Here is a 17,018-nt window from a genome sequence, read left to right as displayed (position 1 = left end):
TAGAACAAGCTAAGCTGGTATACTCAGGCTCTTTTGGCCTGCTTTAATGCAAGCCAAGCCGCAAGAATGCTCACGATGGTCAACGTGACTGTAAAATTACGAACAGCCTGTACATATTGGTACAGCGTTGCAGGCAACCACGGGTAAATATCGTATGTATAATCCATCGTATCATTCAACAGTGTCCAGAGACCTGCCACAATCAATGACAACCATCGGAAGCCGAAGAAGCGTACATATATCAGTGCTTCAATTGCCATGGCACTATGGGAAGCGATCAGCATCCAGTCCTGCCAATGCTGTGCTCCTCCTTGAGACCAGCCAGCAAAAATGATAGATACAGCCCATACGCCATATTTAACAGAGGTAACTACAGCGAGTGCCTGGATAATATGTCCAATTCGTTGCAGGACTGCCGACTTTACAGGATACAGTACCCACAACAGCGCTAATGTAAAAAACAAGCTTGCTGTTGGGCTATCTGGCACAAATACGATCTGCCATACTGGCTGGTGGGCAAGAGTCCATTTCATTTGTTCACCATACCAGATATACCCGTAAACCGTACCAAGCGCATTACACCAGAACAAAAGCCACAGGAAATACCGATTGGTTAAAAACTCCCTGCTCCAAAAAAACGATAAAGCCACGACCACTGCACCTTCTTCCTTCACTCATTCTTGACACTTCATCTCGATTACCGAATTTCAGATATTATCAAAATAGACTTCAAAAAAACCTGACCGCATAACGATCAGGTTTTTTCATTAATTCGATTTTACTGTTCTGCCTTCTGTTTCGCAAGCCATTCGGCTAGATGAGTGATTTCGTCATCGGTAACACCCTGGGCTATAGCTTGGTCATACATTGGAGGCATTCCATTGTAGCCCTCTTTAATAATCGTCACAATCTCTTCTTGACTGTGCTTGTCACCGACGCCACGAAGAGAAGGTGCGTTGCCTTGGCCTTTCATATCGGTTGCGTGACAGCCAATACATCCAGCCTTTTTGTACGTTTCCATCGCAGAATCGTCCTTGTCAACAATCGCGACTTCCTCCTGCTGCTGTCCCGGTGCATTAGAAGTAGGCAAGCCCTGTTCATGTTTCTCCAGAGCCTCTTCCTCCCGCTGAATATGCTCCGGCTTCTGTCCTGACGCTTCAAGCTCGTGCTTGTAGTGTGTCCACGCTACGTTTGTCAGATAGAATACCGAGATAACGGACAGTAACATTAAAGCAGAAGCAATTGGACGTTTGTAGAAACGACGCTCTTTCCCCGTATCCAGGAAAGGAGCCAGCAGCAGAGCTCCGAATGCGACACCGCTGACACCCAGTACACCCAGCAGGACATAATCTCCAGATGCATAAGGATATTTCAAATACTGATACAGGAAAAGAAAGTACCAGTCTGGCATCGGGATAACCGATGCACTTGGATTAGCCGGATAACCGAGAGGTGCAGGTTCCGAGATGGTCAACACGAGAATGCCGACCAGAACAACAACCCCGACCATCCACTCTTTGAGCAAGAAGTTAGGAATAAATGCTTCCGATTTGCCGGGATATGCCGTGTAATCAGGTGGAGTAATGAACCCCGACCCTTTGCGGACGCGTGAATCACCGACAAAGATAACTTTTTCCTCATCATTGCCCTTGTGCCCGTGAGCCATTACGTTTCCTCCCTTCTTTGGTTTATAGTGGTCCCGAAATGCCCTGTCTGCGGATCATGATAAAGTGTCCGACCAGAAGCACCAGAAGCACCGCAGGGAGGAAGAAGACGTGCAATGCGAAGAATCGTGTCAGCGTCTGTGCACCAACGATGGTTCCTCCTTGCAGGAATTCTTTGATAATTGGTCCAAGCCAAGGTACGGTGTTGGCAATCTCCAGCGTTACTTTTGTTGCAAAATACGCTTTGTTATCCCAAGGCAACAAATATCCTGTCAGACCGAGACCGAGCATGACGAAGAAAATCAACATGCCGACAACCCAGTTCATTTCACGCGGAGCCTTGTATGAGCCTGTAAAGAATACACGCATCGTATGTAGGAACATCATGACGATAACCAAACTGGCCCCCCAATGGTGCATACCGCGTACAATCTGACCAAAAGCTACTTTCGTCTGCAAATACTCAACACTTGCATACGCATTAATAATATCTGGAACGTAGTACATCGTCAGGAACATGCCTGACAGAATCTGAATAACTGTAATAAAGAACGTTAATCCGCCAAAACAGTATACGAATGCGGAAAAGTGATGCGCCGGGTTTACATGCTCTGGCACTTCATGATCCGCAACGTCCCGCCATATTGGCGTGATGTCAAGACGCTCGTCAATCCAGTCATAGACATTTTTAAACATCTGCGTTCACGCCTCCTATTTCACTCGGGTGTTCGGAACAATCTCGCCCAGATAAACCCAGCCTTGTTCCTCCTTAACCACATATTCATCCAATGGTTTCGGGGCTACGGCAAGATTCTTCCCTTCCTTGTCATAGTGCGCGCCGTGACATGGGCAATGGTACTCATTCGGGTAGTTTTTGTCACTGTTCCATCCCACTGTACATCCCAAATGCTTACAGATGGGTGAAAGCGCATAAATTTTCCCTTGCTCGTCCTTGCGAATCCAGGCCACCAACGAAGCATTACTCAAATACCAGCCATCCTGTTGTTTCAGTTCGAACGTAAATTCTTGAGGTTCATTTGTAATTTTGCTGATCTCAGCCACTTTGACAGAGGTTCCTTCCCCCTTGTGTTGCAAAATCGGGTCCACCGCAAAACGGACCATAGGAAGAATTGCACCGGCGGCCATGTAGGCTGTAGCTCCACCAAGCGTATACGTCAAAAACTGCCTGCGCGACATTTCCAATTTGCTTGGCGGTTTCATCGAGGCTTCGTGCTGGTCATGCTCACTGCTCATACTGTCTCCAACCCCCTTTTTCAGCCAACTCTCTCAATCGTTTTCATTATCATAAATTCCACGACTTACTAGAACATACATAATCATATAGTAGCCCTAGAACACCGTCAAGAATTTGTCACACATTTTTAAGGTTCAATTGTAAGCGTTGTTAAAAAACTGTTGGAAATTTGTCACATTTGTCATCAAGATGTCACCTTTTCCATAGGTCTCGAATGCATTCCCCGACATGTCGGGCAATTGTCCCTTCTTCGAGTTGCCCTGCTAGATCCTTTTGACTCAAAAGTAAATCCGCGGCTGGAATGTCCATCTCCACAAATGATCCATCTGCTGACATAATTACCACATACTTAAATCCAGAAGCTTTGAGTTCAGTCGACAAAGTATTTAATGTCATTGACATTTGTGAACTTGCGTAATGATAGGCTGGGTACGTCATAATTCTTCCTTTAAAAGGAATCTCCACCGTATCTAGAAAATCTCTCAGCCGTTCCAGCGCTTCAGTCGCTTCAACCGGTGACTGTTTGCCGCTCATAGCCGTGAACGGAACAAGGCAGGTATCCAGATAGAGTTGCAGTTCAGCCCAGCTGTCTTGATTCATCTCACTGAATTTCAATTCCCTATATCCCCTTCCTATCCATTTTATTCCCATATTATATATGAGCATATGTTATAAAGCCAGATATTCATTCAATTTTTAAGTTTATATAAAAAAATATTAAAAAAAGGAATGCGAGGTTGCGCATTCCTTTTTATCCACTATTCATTTAAATGGTTCTATATTGATCCGTTAATTGATCGTCCTCAGTTCATCCGTCAGACTCCGGAAAGCTACTTCGTCTCCGGTAGCTAACGCTTTGTCGATTTCCAAATAAAGCTTTTCACTCTTCTGTTTGCGAAGCGCCTCGTCCCAAACCATCTCAGCCGCCAGCCCCAACATGACTTCATACGTAACTTTCATTTTATCCAATAGGATGCACCTCCAAAACGGATTTAAGAGCTCCTATATTCTCTTCCTTTGATTACATAACCCAGTGAAGTTCTCGACATCCGCTGCAGATCGGCTTCAGTCAATTCACGAATCACTTTGGCAGGTGTCCCCAAAGCGAGAGTATAGGGCGGAATTTTACTATTTTCAGTTACTACAGAACCGGCTCCAATCAGTGAGTACTCACCGATCTCGCCACCATTGAGTACAATGGCTCCCATACCGATCAATGCCCCTGTTCCGATGGTACAACCATGAATGATTGCAGCATGTCCTATGGAGACATCATCTCCCAGAATAAGAGGTTGGTCGGTGTTTACATGTCCTACAGCATTATCTTGAATATTGCATCGCTTTCCAATAATAATAGGTGCCAAATCGGCCCGCAGAACTGCATTGAACCAAACGGTAGAATCTTCGTCCATTTGCAGATCACCTATCAATTTCGAACCCTCCGCCATATATATGGAAGGGTGTAGCACTGGCTTTATACCTTTGTATGGAATTATCATTCGTATCACTCCTTAATTTGGGAGTGATTGTAGCAACTTGTCCTTCACTTGTCAAACACAATAGGTGCAACATCAGCAGAGACGGAACGGCAAGATGATGCGAGCTTTAATCCCCAAGCCGTCATCTGCACAACTCTTCCTTGTTCATGCTCACCTGCACGAATCAAGCCTAGATGCATCATCATTTTAATGATCCGCTTATCATAGATATCTTCAGCAGTGTCGTAATAGAACGGCTGGATAAACGGGCCAATTTGCTGAAAAAGAGATTCCCTTGTAGACCAATTCTCGGCACATTCGCCTGTCCAGTACACAATCGAGGACAGATTTGGAACAGCACCTTTATAAAGTCTTAACCAAAACCGAAACAGCTGTATCATTTCGGCTGTTTTCTCGGCCCCCAGCTTCTCTTCACCAGACCCTGTCAGCCTAAGACACCCCTGCTCTTCACGAATCAATCGATGATGAAACGCATAATCATACACCAATGCGAATCGATCCGGATAATCCTTGAACGAACGACCATATCCGAAGCGCCAACCGGCTTTGCCTATCAGTTCCTCAGAGATGTGCAGATGCTCCATAAGTTGCTGCTGTGAGCGTCGATACATCATGCCTTCGGCATTCACAGCGATCTCATGTTGTTGCACAAATTTCAGGAACAACTTCAGATCTTCTGCCATCAGATGATATTCTTCTCGATACATGGCCGGTTCTGTTGTTTTGACTATACCTGCTCGTAAATGGGTAGATAATACATCTCTGAACCTCAGTTTCAAGTCTTTAGGCACTTGATAGAGATATCTGGTCTGTTGTGTAGTCCCATTGAACAGCCAGCCGCTTTTGGTAAAGCGAATAATGAGATCACGCGGACTCGAGCCTGCCTCACTCTCCTTTTTGTCCATCGATTGACGGGCTATAGCGATGAGCTCCTCCATGCCATAAAATTGGCGGGGGTCAAATAACAGGTTGTTCAGAAACCGTTGATCGGCCTGGTTCAATTGACGTATCTGTTGCTCAAAGAAAGGTTTACTACCCAATGTTGTGAGGATGCTCTGGATGAGTTCATGTTTGGAATTAGGCTTGCATTCACATTGATAGTAGTCTGCTATTCGATTAAGCTGGCCAATATCAGCAAAAGTCAGCATGTCTGCTAGATTCATGGATCCATCGCCTCACCCGTTCACTGCTTTAGGTTGCTGATCTGGCCTTCAACAGTGTGGTTTTGTAAACATGGTTGACGGATTCTCCACAATCTAAACCTCTTCTTGCCATTTTTTTTGTTTTATCTCATCTTATGCCTCAAAACAATCAATCAGAAGAGAAACAGTAGAGTTTATCCGCAGTCCTGTATAATCTCTTAAATGTAGATGGTATAAAAAAAACAACCTGAGCTTATCACTCAGATTGTTTGGCGGTATCCATAGACAGATGTTGTGTGCAATTATATAAGAGTGGAGTCCAGTCATCTTCATGTTCTTTCTCCAGAATGGTCAGCGACAGATTGCCAATGCGTTCGGTGTATTTATCCTGATATAACGCCGTTAACAGGTTAGCAAGAAAAGCACCATGCGTTACAATCAGTACATTTTCTTTCGAGTGAGCAGACCATAAATCGTCCAAAAAAGCCAGCGCACGTACTTGAATATCCTCGATGTGCTCTTGCCCCAGATCAAGTGTATCCCAGGATTTCCCCCAACGCGCAACCCGTTCATCCGAAGTAAGGCCCTCAACCTGACCAAATGCTCGTTCTTTCAATCGTGCGTCCGGTTCAAGCATAGGTACATCCAGCATCCGTGAAAGAATCTTTCCCGTTTCCTGCGCCCTTGATAAACCACTCGTCACAATAAAATCCCACTGGTAGCCCTCAGACTGCAGACGTCTACCAAGGCATTCAGCCTGCTTACGTCCTTCCTCATTCAAAGGAATATCCGTCTGCCCCTGTATGCGGCCAGCCGCATTCCAATCTGTCAGACCATGACGAACAAGTCCGATCCGCACATTCATCCCTCATTTCTCCACACAGCGAACGCCAGGTTAGAAACCTACGCACCCACACCTTGTTTACGTTTAGTTGTTGATCGATGCATACGTCCAAGTGAAAACAAAGCCATTCCTATGGCAAGCAGAGACAATGCCATCCAGTATTGAGGATACGCAGGTCCCATACTTACAACAAAAGGTTCAATGATACTCCCTTTATTCGCTCCAGGGATGTCATACTTATATAATCCCGAAGATGAAGATGTACTTCCAGCAACCCCAGTCTCAAGGATGCCTGTTGTAATTACATTGGACTTCTCAGCTTCTGAAACCTCCGGCTTGAACATCGCCATGTACAGAAAGCTGCATAAAAAAATAGCCAGGAACGCCGCAATCCACAAAGACATATGTTTACGGATTGCCGCAGAGAATCGATTAACCTTTGCCTCTTCTGGTAATAGCCATGGAGACTCCGCGTAAATCCGGTCCATTACGTTTCGGTTGACCCTCTCTGCCTGTTGCTCTGTCACTGGAACCGGGATGCTGTGCAGCAACATCTGGGCTTCCTCCCAGACTTCAAACTGCTCCGAACAATCTTCACAACCAGCGAGATGTGCTTGAAAAGCAATTCGCTGAGGATGAGATTCCGGTAAGTCCCAGACCAATGCAAACAGTTCCTGGGCTTCATTGCAATTCATCGGTTCTTCATCCCTTCATATGGCTCGTACATCGGCTCGAAGAAATAAGGCTCCAACTGTGTTTTTACGCTTGATCTTGCCCTGAATAACAGCGATTTAACAGAACTAACGCTCTGCCCCAAAATACCTGCAATTTCCTGATAGTCGAGCTGATCATACTCACGGAGTATAATCGCAGAACGTTGCTTCTCTGGTAGATTGTTAATCGCATCTCTAACCAGCATCACCCGCTCGCTACGCAGTACAGCATGCTCAGGAGCGTTCTCCATAGGAGCAACAGGAACTACGCCGCTCTCTTCAAGCGGAACATTCCCACTACGCTGCTTACGAAGCTCACTCAATACCGTATTTCTAGCAATGGTATACAGCCAAGTGGAGAATGAAGCATCCACCTCACGGAAAGAGTGTAAACTGCGGAACGCCTTGTAGAATGTCTCAGAACAGAGATCTTCCGCAAGCAGCTCCATATTGGAACTTTTCAACATATGATATACGAAAGCCAGTATTTTACGCTGATAACGACTCATCAGCTCGGAATATAACTCAACGTTACCTTCCTTGATCTCTCGAATCAACTGGGAATCCGTCATTTGAGTGCGACCCCTCCTCGCCCATCCATGTGCTTCTCCCCGTTCGACTCTATCCATGTATTACCGAACAGGCGTAAAAAAGTTGCGGTTCAACCGCATAAAAAAAGCGTCCAGCACCGTTTTCGGCCCTTCCGCCAAATTCCCCTATGTAATGGCAATTTCCCCAACGTTTCTACATAACAGTAACATTGTACAACGGTCTGCATCATCCTGGCAAATCCATTGCTATCCACTTTTGTCCGACTTAACATTTATATGCCATTAATTTCGTTGTCATGACTTCCTAATACAGCATTTTGGAAAGCCTTGCATATATAGACGTGACCATTTCTAAAAAGGTTACAAAAATGAGATATTTTTTTCGGAATTTTTTTTGGCGCATTCTATCAACATTTTTTTTCGTACCTCACGAATGGTTTTGCTAAGATTAAAAGCCTTGATTGTACTGTTTTTCCTCGAAATCTAAGTTTATACAAATAAATTTGTCCAAAGTGTTGACAAAATGAAAACGTATACATATAATAAAAGCACAGTATGGTTTCTCTCCACTCCTATCCAATAACTGTATTGCTCCACGTGAGCAATGGCCGCTTATGTAAGCGGTCTTTTTTTTGTCTAAAAACATAATTCTCCCACTGGTTACAAAAAAAAGAGAGCTCTCGCCCTCTTTTGTCAACCTAAATCCACACCTGATAACCTAGTGATGCCAGCAGAGTCTTCGCTCGTTCCATATCCTCTTCCTGACGGAATGACAAACGCATAATCCCCGGCACGTCCACCCGATTTTCAATAATCTCAAGGTTACTCAAGTTGATATCATTTGTCCCGAGCTCTGTTGCTATTTTACCGATCATACCCGGAGCATCCTGCACATCTGTATACAGATCGAATAAAGGAGAGATCATGCCCTTGCGTCTCTCAGGCAATACACTGCGGAATTCCCGCGCCTGACGAAATGCATCCTCAATGCCTTCCCCGTTCTTTTGCTCTAACATCGTTGTAAAAGACGACATTTGACTATTCCAGTCCTTAAGCAACTCCAGCAGCACGTCACGGTTACTCAGCAGAATATCCCTCCAGACAATCGCATCACTGGACGCAATCCTCGTAATATCCCGAAAACCACCTGCTGCCAGCATTTTATACAGCGGATTAGATTCGTTATATTCACGTACCTGATTCACCAAAGCAACAGCAATAACATGGGGCAGGTGACTGATCGCACCTACAATATCATCATGCAACAGAGGCTCTACCCGAACAATCTGAGCACGAGTATACGCTAAAAGCTCGGATAAGCGGCCATACGCCTCCTCAGGCACATGCATGGAAGGGGTGAGAACGTAATAGGCGTTCTCAAATAATACAGCTGACGCTGCGTCTACACCCGCCCGTTCCGATCCTGCCATCGGGTGTCCTCCGATAAAGTAAGCCTCTTTTAACCGGATCTGTTCCGCACAAGCTGCAATGGAAGCTTTCGTACTCCCAACATCGGTAATGATGCAACCTTTTTTCAGCGGCAGTCTGGACAGTTGTTCAAAATACGATTCAAGCAAACCAACAGGCACACACAAAAAAATGAAGTCGGCATCCTGCACCGCTTCTTCCAGAGAGAGCGTCGCAGCATCCACTACTCCGCTCGCTATGTACTTGTCTTTTAACTCTTCCAAATGTGCGTAACCCATGACGGTAACCCCCGGCTTGCCTTTAAAGCAAAGCGCAAGTGAACCGCCGATGAGTCCGACACCAATCATTGCAATTTTTATGGTCATGGGTCCTCACTCTTTCATCGCCAGTATTAAGGGCGTGCTGCCACATTCTCCGCCAGTGTGTTCTCCAGCGCCGCTATAAAAGCACGATTTTGCTCCGCTGTTCCCACAGACACACGAATGTAAGTTGGATAGACGTGAAAGCCCGAGCGAACGATAATACCTTGTTTCAACAAAGACTGAAATGCTTCGACGGATGGCATGTTGACGTCAACCAAAATGAAATTACCTTGACTTGGGAAATAAGGCAAACCCAGTCGTGAAAATTCATTTTGCAGCCATTCCCGATCTTCAGCATTCCGTTTGGAACACTCCTGAACAAAAGCCTGATCCTGAAGTCCAGCCATTGCAGCAACCTGCCCAAAACGAGAGGTGTTAAACGGTTCCCGGACACGGTTAATCAGGTCAATAATCTCTGGACGCGCAATTCCGTAGCCTATGCGGAGTGATGCCAAGCCATAAATTTTGGAGAAGGTCCGCAGAACAACCAGGTTAGGGTAACGATCGATCAATGAAATGCTTTGCGGATAAGCTTCATCCGTTACAAATTCATAATAAGCCTCGTCCAGCACAACCATTACATTCGACGGTACCCGGTCCATAAAGCTAATCAGCTCTTGCTCGGAAATGATCGTACCTGTAGGGTTATTCGGATTGCACACCCAGACAGCTTTGGTCTTATCGTTGATTTGCGCCAGCATTGCTGGCAAGTCGTGAGTTCCATTTTTTAAAGGGACCTCTATCGTTACTGCACCTTCGATGTCCGCATTGCTTTTATATACGGAGAAGGTCTGATCCGCCATAATGGTCTCATCTCCAGGAAGAAAGAACGCCCGTGTGATCAGCGCAATAATCTCATCCGATCCACAGCCAAAAATCAAATTGTCTCGCTCTACTCCCAAATGCTTGGCAAGCACTGCTGTCAGTTCTGCAGCACTTCCGTCGGGATAAATACTTACATTAGCCAATTCTCTTGTCATTGCCTCAAGTACAGCGGGAGAACTGCCGTAGGGGTTCTCGTTGGAGGCCAGCTTGATGACGTGCTCCAGCCCCAGCTCACGTTTAACTTCTTCAATCGGTTTGCCCGGCTTATACACAGGCAGATTGACAATCTGGGATTTCGGTTTCAATTCGACCGCCTCCTGTTGCTCAAAAATTGAGTAAAGTAGAAATAAAAAGTTCAACTTATGTGATTATCCTTTTAATTGTGCCACAAAGTTGCGAATTTGCAACAGTCCTGCCTCACGAGTATCCGGATTTTCAAGTAGCGGGATTGCCTCTTCCACTTGACGCACAATAGCACTCCCTACAACGACACCATCACAGATGCGGGAGAAATGGGCTACTTGCTCATGACTCGAGATACCGAAGCCTACGGCAACAGGAAGGTCTGTCAGACCTTTTACCGTTTCAATAAAACTTTCTACACCGTTAAAAAAGGATGCACGCTCTCCGGTTACACCAAGAGATGAGACACAATAGATAAATCCGCGCGCGCCAGTGACAATCCGCTCAATACGAGCATTGGACGTAGGGGCTACAAGCGGGACTAGATGAACACCGGCCTGATCAGCACGGCGACGCATATCCTCAGCCTCTTCGATCGGTAAATCCGGAATAATCATGCCGCTGATATCATGTTTGATCAACTCGTCAAAGAAAATATCCAGACCCGTTTGCAGCACCGGATTGTAATACGTAAACAGAACAAAGGGTAATTTCACACCGGCTTCACGAGCTTTAGCCGCCGTCTCCATCACCGTACGAATCGTGATTTGGCTTTTCAATGCACGCTCGGAAGCACGCTGGATCACAGGGCCGTCTGCGAGTGGATCGGAATACGGAACACCAAGCTCCAAAATGTCTGCTCCTGCTTGTTCAAGCTCCTTGATAATATCAATAGTGGTGTTCACATCTGGATCACCAACGGTAAGAAACGGAATAAGTGCCGTGCGATTTTGTTCTTTTAATTGCTGGAAGGTTTGGTCCATCAGATTCATTACAAGTTACCTCCCGTATACTTCATAATGGATTCTACGTCTTTATCCCCGCGCCCAGACAGACAGATCACAATGATATTATCAGCTGTCAGTTCCGGCGCCAGCTTCACGACCTGGGCAACCGCATGGGCCGACTCGAGCGCAGGAATAATGCCTTCCGTACGACTTAACAATTGCAAAGCATCCAAGGCTTCCTGATCCGTAATCGGAACATATTTAGCCCGTTCAATATCTTTAAGATAGGAGTGTTCTGGTCCAACCCCTGGATAATCCAGACCTGCTGAGATGGAGTGTGCAGGTTGCACTTGCCCATACTCATCTTGTAACAGATAACTCATCGAGCCCTGGAATACACCATGTGTGCCTTTGCTCATCGTTGCCGCATGGTACTCGGTATCCACACCTTTGCCTGCTGCTTCAACACCGACCAATTTAACATCCTGATCTCCGATAAAAGGGTAGAACATTCCGATGGCGTTACTTCCGCCGCCAACAGCCGCTACAATAACATCCGGAAGGCGTCCTTCAATCTCCTGAATCTGACGACGTGTCTCGTCTCCGATCACGCGCTGGAAGTTACGCACCATCATTGGATACGGGTGAGGTCCGACAACAGATCCCAGCACGTAGAAAGTATCTTCTACATTACTGACCCAATAACGAAGCGCTTCGTTACCAGCATCTTTCAATGTACGTGTGCCGGACGTTACCGGAATGACTTCTGCTCCGAGCAATTTCATCCGGAATACATTTAGTTGCTGGCGCTGGGTATCTTCTTCACCCATGAATACTTTGCACTCCAGTCCAAGCAATGCCGCCACGGTTGCCGTCGCAACCCCGTGCTGGCCTGCGCCGGTCTCAGCAATGACTTTCTTTTTTCCCATCCGTTTAGCAAGAAGCCCTTGTCCAATCGCATTGTTGATTTTATGTGCACCTGTGTGATTCAGATCTTCACGTTTCAAATAAATTTTGGGACCACCCAGATGACGTGATAATTGCTCCGCGTGATACAAAGGTGTTTCTCGTCCGGAATATTCACTGAGCAAATAATTCAATTCCTTGTTAAACTCTTCATCCTCAGAGAAGCGGCTGTATGCTTCTTCTAGTTCAATCAGAGCGTTCATTAGTGTCTCGGGTACAAAACGGCCTCCGAAAAGACCGAAACGCCCATGTTCATCCGGCAATTGGTGTGTCATGCCTGCTTCACCCTTTCTACAAATGCTGTAATTTTGGATATATCTTTCAGACCTTCCGTCTCCACGCCACTTGATACGTCTACGCCATAAGGTCTGTACGTTTGAATTAAATGTTGTACATTGTCCGTCTGAAGTCCGCCTGCAACAAACATGGCAATACCACGTTCAGTAGCCCATTCTGCGTATACAGGAATACGTTCCCAAGCAAATGTTTTGCCAGAACCGCCACCATACAATGGATCAAAGGTGTCCAACAAGATCGCGTCAACGAATCCCACGTAATCATTTAACCGTTGCAAAGCGGCATAATCCGCATCCTGTCCTGTTTCGTCTTTTGGAAAAGAAACGACCTTGAACAAATCTGCATGCCAGAGCTCTTTCACTTGTTGACAGAATTCCGCACTTTCCTGCCCATGCAATTGAATCACATCCAAAGACACTGTCTCCATCACATGTTTCAGTTCTTGCATCGTCGGATTCACAAATACACCAGCAAGTTTCGGTCGTTCATGTAAAGACCATTCAAACAATACCGATCTCAACTCCGCTGCCTTCTCAGGAGTAATCTGTCGTCGGGACTTGGCAAATACGACACCAATATAGTCCACAGGCAAGTTTATCATCGATTTTAGCACTTCAACGTCCTGAAGTCCACATATTTTTACGGCCGCTGGCATCAAGTTCTCTTCTTTACGGGAACCTGCACCTGTATCGTCATATATAGGGTTATTCATTATTTCGGTCCCATCAGATCGTAAACAGCAGCTTCCACATCGTCTTTACGCATCAGATGCTCTCCAACGAGAATACCGTGCACGCCAGCTTCAATCAGGGGTTTGGTCGATTCCGCACCGTCAATCCCGCTTTCGCTAATGAGCGTCACACCTGGTGGAATCAGTCCCATCAGATCGAGCGTGGTATTCAGACTGGTTTCGAAATTTTTCAAATTTCGGTTATTGATACCAACAAGTGTCGCTTCAGGAATCTCTAATACCGTTTCCAGTTCTGCCCGGTCATGAACTTCAATTAAAGCATCTAGTCCAAGACTTTTCGCAAACGTTAGAAACTGACGAATCTGCACCGGCGTGAGAATGCTGGCAATCAGCAAGATCGCGTCTGCTCCCAAAAGTCTAGCTTCTGCAATCTGTGACTCATCGATCATAAAGTCCTTGCGCAAGAGCGGAATATTCACAGCCTGATGAATAGCCTGCAAATACTCGTTACTACCTTGAAAATAGGAAACATCCGTCAAAACTGAGATACAATCAGCACCCGCACGTTCATAGGCAGAAGCAATCTCTACCGGATGAAAATCCGGGCGAATTAACCCTTTGGATGGCGAGGCCTTCTTCACTTCGGCAATAAGCCCCAGCTTACGATTGCGTCTACTTGACAGTGCCTGTTCAAACCCGCGTGCAGCCGGTAATTGTTCAATCTTTTTCATAGCTTCATCCATGTTAAACGTCTGTGCAAGAGCCTGCACTTCTTTATGTTTTGTCGCAACGATTCGATCAAGATACATGATTGTACGCCTCCGTTGTATGAATTAACTGTCCAAGCTTACTGGCCGCTTTACCCGAGTCCACTGCCTCTGCAGCGATTTTAACGCCATCTGCAATGCTGTCCGCAAGGCCGGATACATAAATACATGCCCCTGCATTCAGCAACACAACATCCCGGTAAGCACTGCGTTCACCCTGGAAGATCCGATGTATAATTTCGGCATTCTGCGCCGCATCTCCTCCAAGCACTGCTTCGAGCGGATGCAAAGACAGCCCCATATCGCGTGGGTCAATGTCATACGTGTGCACTACCCCGTTCCGCAACTCCGATACCTGTGTAGGTGCAGAGATACTGATTTCGTCCAGACCATCATGGCTGGCAACAACTAGCGCTCTTTTCAAACCGAGGCGGTTAAGCACTTCTGCAATCATCGGCGTCCGGGAGCGATCATACAATCCGAGCAATTGGCGGTCTGCACCGGCTGGATTGGTTAATGGTCCAAGCATATTGAAAATCGTGCGCACACCCAGCTCTTTTCTCGGAGCCGCCGCATGACGCATGGAGGGATGATACACCTGAGCAAAACAGAAACAGATTCCGATCTCATCCAGACATTGTCTGGCCTGCTCTCCATTCAGATGAATATTAACGCCGAGCGCTTCCAACACATCCGCACTGCCTGCTTTGCCAGAAGCTGAACGATTGCCATGTTTGGCTACTCGAACTGAAACTGCTGAAGCAATAATGGCCGATGCTGTAGAGATATTGAATTTATGAATACCCGATCCGCCTGTACCGCATGTATCCAGCAGCCCTCTACCATCTGTCAGTATACGTCCACCTTGTCCACGCATCGCCTGAGCAAAACCAGTGATTTCATCCACCGTTTCCCCCTTCATACGAAGAGCCATCAGCAACCCTCCAATTTGAGCCGGAGTAGCTTCACCTCGCATGATCGAATACATCAGTTCACGTGCCTCGTCCTGCTCCAGGTGACGGCCTTCGAGAATTTTAGCGAGTCCTTGTTTCATTCCTTCTTCCCGGGAAATCACTGCTTCAGGTAGCACCTGACTGTCACTCATGATTGGATTCAAGTTCATTTCCAGTCTCTCCTCTCTCAGTTTGTTGCCGAAGTTGGTGTAACAAAATAATCAGCGTTAGCCAGACTTAATTTGGGATCTGCAGCTTTTGCCGGAAACATCGCTTCAGCCGTACGAATGGCCTTTAACAATGCTTTGGCTTTGTTTACGGTCTCTTCATATTCCTTCTCAGGCACAGAGTCCCATACAATTCCGGCTCCGGCCTGTACATATGCTTTTCCTTTTTTGAAAATGATCGTACGAATGGTAATACATGCATCCATATTTCCGGAGAATCCAAGGTAACCAATCGCTCCTGCGTAGGCACCCCGTGCCTCCTTTTCCAATTCTGCAATAATCTCCATCGCACGCAGCTTCGGCGCACCAGATACGGTCCCGGCTGGCAGACAGGAGAGGAAAGCATCGAAGAAATCCTTGTCTTCTCTTAACTCACCTGTAACGTTCGATACCATATGCATAACGTGAGAGTAACGCTCGATCTCCATGAACATGTCACACTTCACACTGCCAAAAGTGGATACACGCCCCAGATCATTTCTTCCCAGATCCACCAGCATCAGATGCTCTGCGCGCTCCTTCTCATCTTGTAGCAAATCTGCCGCAAGTGCGCGATCTTCTGCCTCTGTCGCTCCTCGTGGACGTGTGCCTGCGATAGGACGTGTTTCTACGCGATTGCCGTCAACCTTGACCAGCGCCTCAGGTGAGGTACCTACGATAATCTCATCGTCCATTTTCAAATAATACATATAAGGTGATGGGTTCAGCGTCCGCAGTACGCGATATACATGTAACGGGGAAATTTCCGTATCAATATGAAAACGTTGAGACAGCACCACCTGGAAAATGTCTCCTGCACGGATATACTCTTTGGCTTGCTCCACATTGCCGATAAATTGTTCTTTTGTCAGATTGGAACGAATGTCCCCAAGCTCCACATCTCCCGGAATCGAACGCGGGTTCAGGTTTTCACCTGGTCCTTGCTGCTGCAAACGCTCTGCCGCTTGTTCAAGCTTCTCGGAAGTGGCTGCATACGCCTGACGAATCTCTTCGTCCGTTGCCCCATCCTTGACATGTACATTGCCAACGAGCAACATGTGCTGCTTCACATGGTCAAACACAACAATTTGATCACAAAACATAAAGCGTATGTCATCCATATTCAGATCATCCAGCGCATGAGCTGGAAGCTTCTCATAATATTGCAACAGGTCATATCCAAAAAATCCAATGGCTCCACCAGTAAAAGGAGGAAGATCATCCATCTTCGGACTCCGATATTTGCGTAGCAAAGCTTTCAGTTCTTCGATCGGTTTGCCCGGCAGTTCACGAGTCTTTCCTGCCTCTTCAACCACAATTCGGCCTTTCTTCCCTGAAATCATCAAAAACGGATCCGTACCGATGAAGGAATATCTAGCCCATTGAATGCCACCCTCTACACTTTCAAGCAAAAACGCACGGTCATTGTCCGCATAACGGCGGAAGATACGAATCGGCGTCTCCATATCAGCCAAAATCCGTTTAACAACCGGAATCAGATTATATTCATTTGACATTTTCAATACTTGATTAACGTTTGGCGTTATCATCAGATCACGTCCTTTCAGATTTAGGTAGAAGAAAGTTATGACGACAAAAAACCTCTACCATCAGGTAGAGGTTTGGTTATAAGCTGTATTCAAGCATGTTGCTCCATAAATAACAAGTCCCTATACTTTTGCGAAGGGCGAGTGACAGGCAACTGATCCATGTTCATCCATGTTT

19 protein-coding genes are annotated in these 17,018 nt (G+C 46.3%); all 19 read right to left on the bottom strand.

The window, feature by feature from the left end; translation table 11 throughout:
• Positions 1-23: 23 nt before the first annotated feature.
• The 19 genes from J2T16_RS00305 to trpE all read right to left on the bottom strand — a co-directional run bounded on the left by J2T16_RS00305 (position 24) and on the right by trpE (position 16,843).
• Entirely contained in the window at positions 24-650 is a 627-nt protein-coding gene (locus J2T16_RS00305; protein ID WP_154957573.1) for a DUF1405 domain-containing protein, read from the bottom strand.
• Between the two features lie 128 nt (positions 651-778).
• A complete protein-coding gene (locus J2T16_RS00300; RefSeq protein ID WP_154890610.1) occupies positions 779-1,666 on the bottom strand; it encodes a menaquinol-cytochrome c reductase cytochrome b/c subunit in 888 nt (295 codons plus the stop codon).
• A gap of 22 nt (positions 1,667-1,688) precedes the next feature.
• The gene (gene qcrB, locus J2T16_RS00295) at positions 1,689-2,360 is read right to left on the bottom strand and encodes a menaquinol-cytochrome c reductase cytochrome b subunit (protein WP_017687726.1); all 672 of its coding nucleotides are present in this window, start codon (positions 2,358-2,360) and stop codon (positions 1,689-1,691) included.
• A 15-nt stretch (positions 2,361-2,375) separates the two neighbouring features.
• Entirely contained in the window at positions 2,376-2,918 is a 543-nt protein-coding gene (locus J2T16_RS00290; RefSeq protein ID WP_090917182.1) for a QcrA and Rieske domain-containing protein, read from the bottom strand.
• A gap of 193 nt (positions 2,919-3,111) precedes the next feature.
• Positions 3,112-3,519 carry a DUF2487 family protein gene (locus J2T16_RS00285; RefSeq protein WP_253493393.1) on the bottom strand — a complete coding sequence of 136 codons (408 nt, stop codon included), beginning with the start codon at positions 3,517-3,519 and terminating at the stop codon, positions 3,112-3,114.
• A gap of 189 nt (positions 3,520-3,708) precedes the next feature.
• Positions 3,709-3,888 carry an IDEAL domain-containing protein gene (locus tag J2T16_RS00280; protein WP_090917186.1) on the bottom strand — a complete coding sequence of 60 codons (180 nt, stop codon included), beginning with the start codon at positions 3,886-3,888 and terminating at the stop codon, positions 3,709-3,711.
• Between the two features lie 23 nt (positions 3,889-3,911).
• Positions 3,912-4,418: a gamma carbonic anhydrase family protein gene (locus tag J2T16_RS00275; protein WP_221788195.1), complete on the bottom strand. Its 507-nt coding sequence runs from the start codon at positions 4,416-4,418 to the stop codon at positions 3,912-3,914.
• Between the two features lie 44 nt (positions 4,419-4,462).
• Entirely contained in the window at positions 4,463-5,581 is a 1,119-nt protein-coding gene (locus J2T16_RS00270) for a hypothetical protein (RefSeq protein WP_336120225.1), read from the bottom strand.
• A gap of 235 nt (positions 5,582-5,816) precedes the next feature.
• On the bottom strand, positions 5,817-6,419 hold the full coding sequence (locus J2T16_RS00265; RefSeq protein WP_308723398.1) for a histidine phosphatase family protein: 603 nt from the start codon (positions 6,417-6,419) through the stop codon (positions 5,817-5,819).
• 44 nt (positions 6,420-6,463) lie between these two features.
• Entirely contained in the window at positions 6,464-7,099 is a 636-nt protein-coding gene (locus J2T16_RS00260) for an anti-sigma factor family protein (protein ID WP_090917192.1), read from the bottom strand.
• Entirely contained in the window at positions 7,096-7,689 is a 594-nt protein-coding gene (locus tag J2T16_RS00255) for an RNA polymerase sigma factor (protein WP_090917194.1), read from the bottom strand. The genes J2T16_RS00260 and J2T16_RS00255 overlap by 4 nt, the downstream gene beginning before the upstream one ends.
• Positions 7,690-8,366: 677 nt before the next feature.
• The gene (locus tag J2T16_RS00250; protein WP_154890613.1) at positions 8,367-9,461 is read right to left on the bottom strand and encodes a prephenate dehydrogenase; all 1,095 of its coding nucleotides are present in this window, start codon (positions 9,459-9,461) and stop codon (positions 8,367-8,369) included.
• Between the two features lie 26 nt (positions 9,462-9,487).
• Positions 9,488-10,588 (bottom strand): histidinol-phosphate transaminase, encoded by a 1,101-nt coding sequence (gene hisC, locus J2T16_RS00245; protein ID WP_221788191.1) that lies wholly within the window; start codon positions 10,586-10,588, stop codon positions 9,488-9,490.
• 63 nt (positions 10,589-10,651) lie between these two features.
• A complete protein-coding gene (gene trpA, locus J2T16_RS00240) occupies positions 10,652-11,458 on the bottom strand; it encodes a tryptophan synthase subunit alpha (protein WP_154957576.1) in 807 nt (268 codons plus the stop codon).
• The gene (gene trpB / locus J2T16_RS00235) at positions 11,458-12,654 is read right to left on the bottom strand and encodes a tryptophan synthase subunit beta (RefSeq protein ID WP_499017409.1); all 1,197 of its coding nucleotides are present in this window, start codon (positions 12,652-12,654) and stop codon (positions 11,458-11,460) included. Before trpB ends, trpA begins: the two co-directional genes overlap by 1 nt.
• Positions 12,651-13,334 (bottom strand): phosphoribosylanthranilate isomerase, encoded by a 684-nt coding sequence (locus tag J2T16_RS00230; protein WP_423246128.1) that lies wholly within the window; start codon positions 13,332-13,334, stop codon positions 12,651-12,653. The genes trpB and J2T16_RS00230 overlap by 4 nt, the downstream gene beginning before the upstream one ends.
• A 53-nt stretch (positions 13,335-13,387) precedes the next feature.
• Positions 13,388-14,176 (bottom strand): indole-3-glycerol phosphate synthase TrpC, encoded by a 789-nt coding sequence (gene trpC / locus J2T16_RS00225; protein WP_221788189.1) that lies wholly within the window; start codon positions 14,174-14,176, stop codon positions 13,388-13,390.
• Entirely contained in the window at positions 14,166-15,206 is a 1,041-nt protein-coding gene (gene trpD / locus J2T16_RS00220) for an anthranilate phosphoribosyltransferase (RefSeq protein WP_154958041.1), read from the bottom strand. Before trpD ends, trpC begins: the two co-directional genes overlap by 11 nt.
• Positions 15,207-15,274: 68 nt before the next feature.
• Complete coding sequence (gene trpE / locus J2T16_RS00215) at positions 15,275-16,843, bottom strand: anthranilate synthase component I (protein WP_090917209.1); 1,569 nt, start codon at positions 16,841-16,843, stop codon at positions 15,275-15,277.
• Between the last annotated feature and the right edge of the window lie 175 nt (positions 16,844-17,018).

The sequence above is a fragment of the Paenibacillus intestini genome (assembly GCF_030803945.1).
GTDB classification, from domain to species: Bacteria; Bacillota; Bacilli; order Paenibacillales; family Paenibacillaceae; genus Paenibacillus; species Paenibacillus polysaccharolyticus.
The sequence above is the reverse complement of the archived record's forward strand: the minus strand, read 5'-3'. Positions and strand labels throughout refer to the sequence as shown.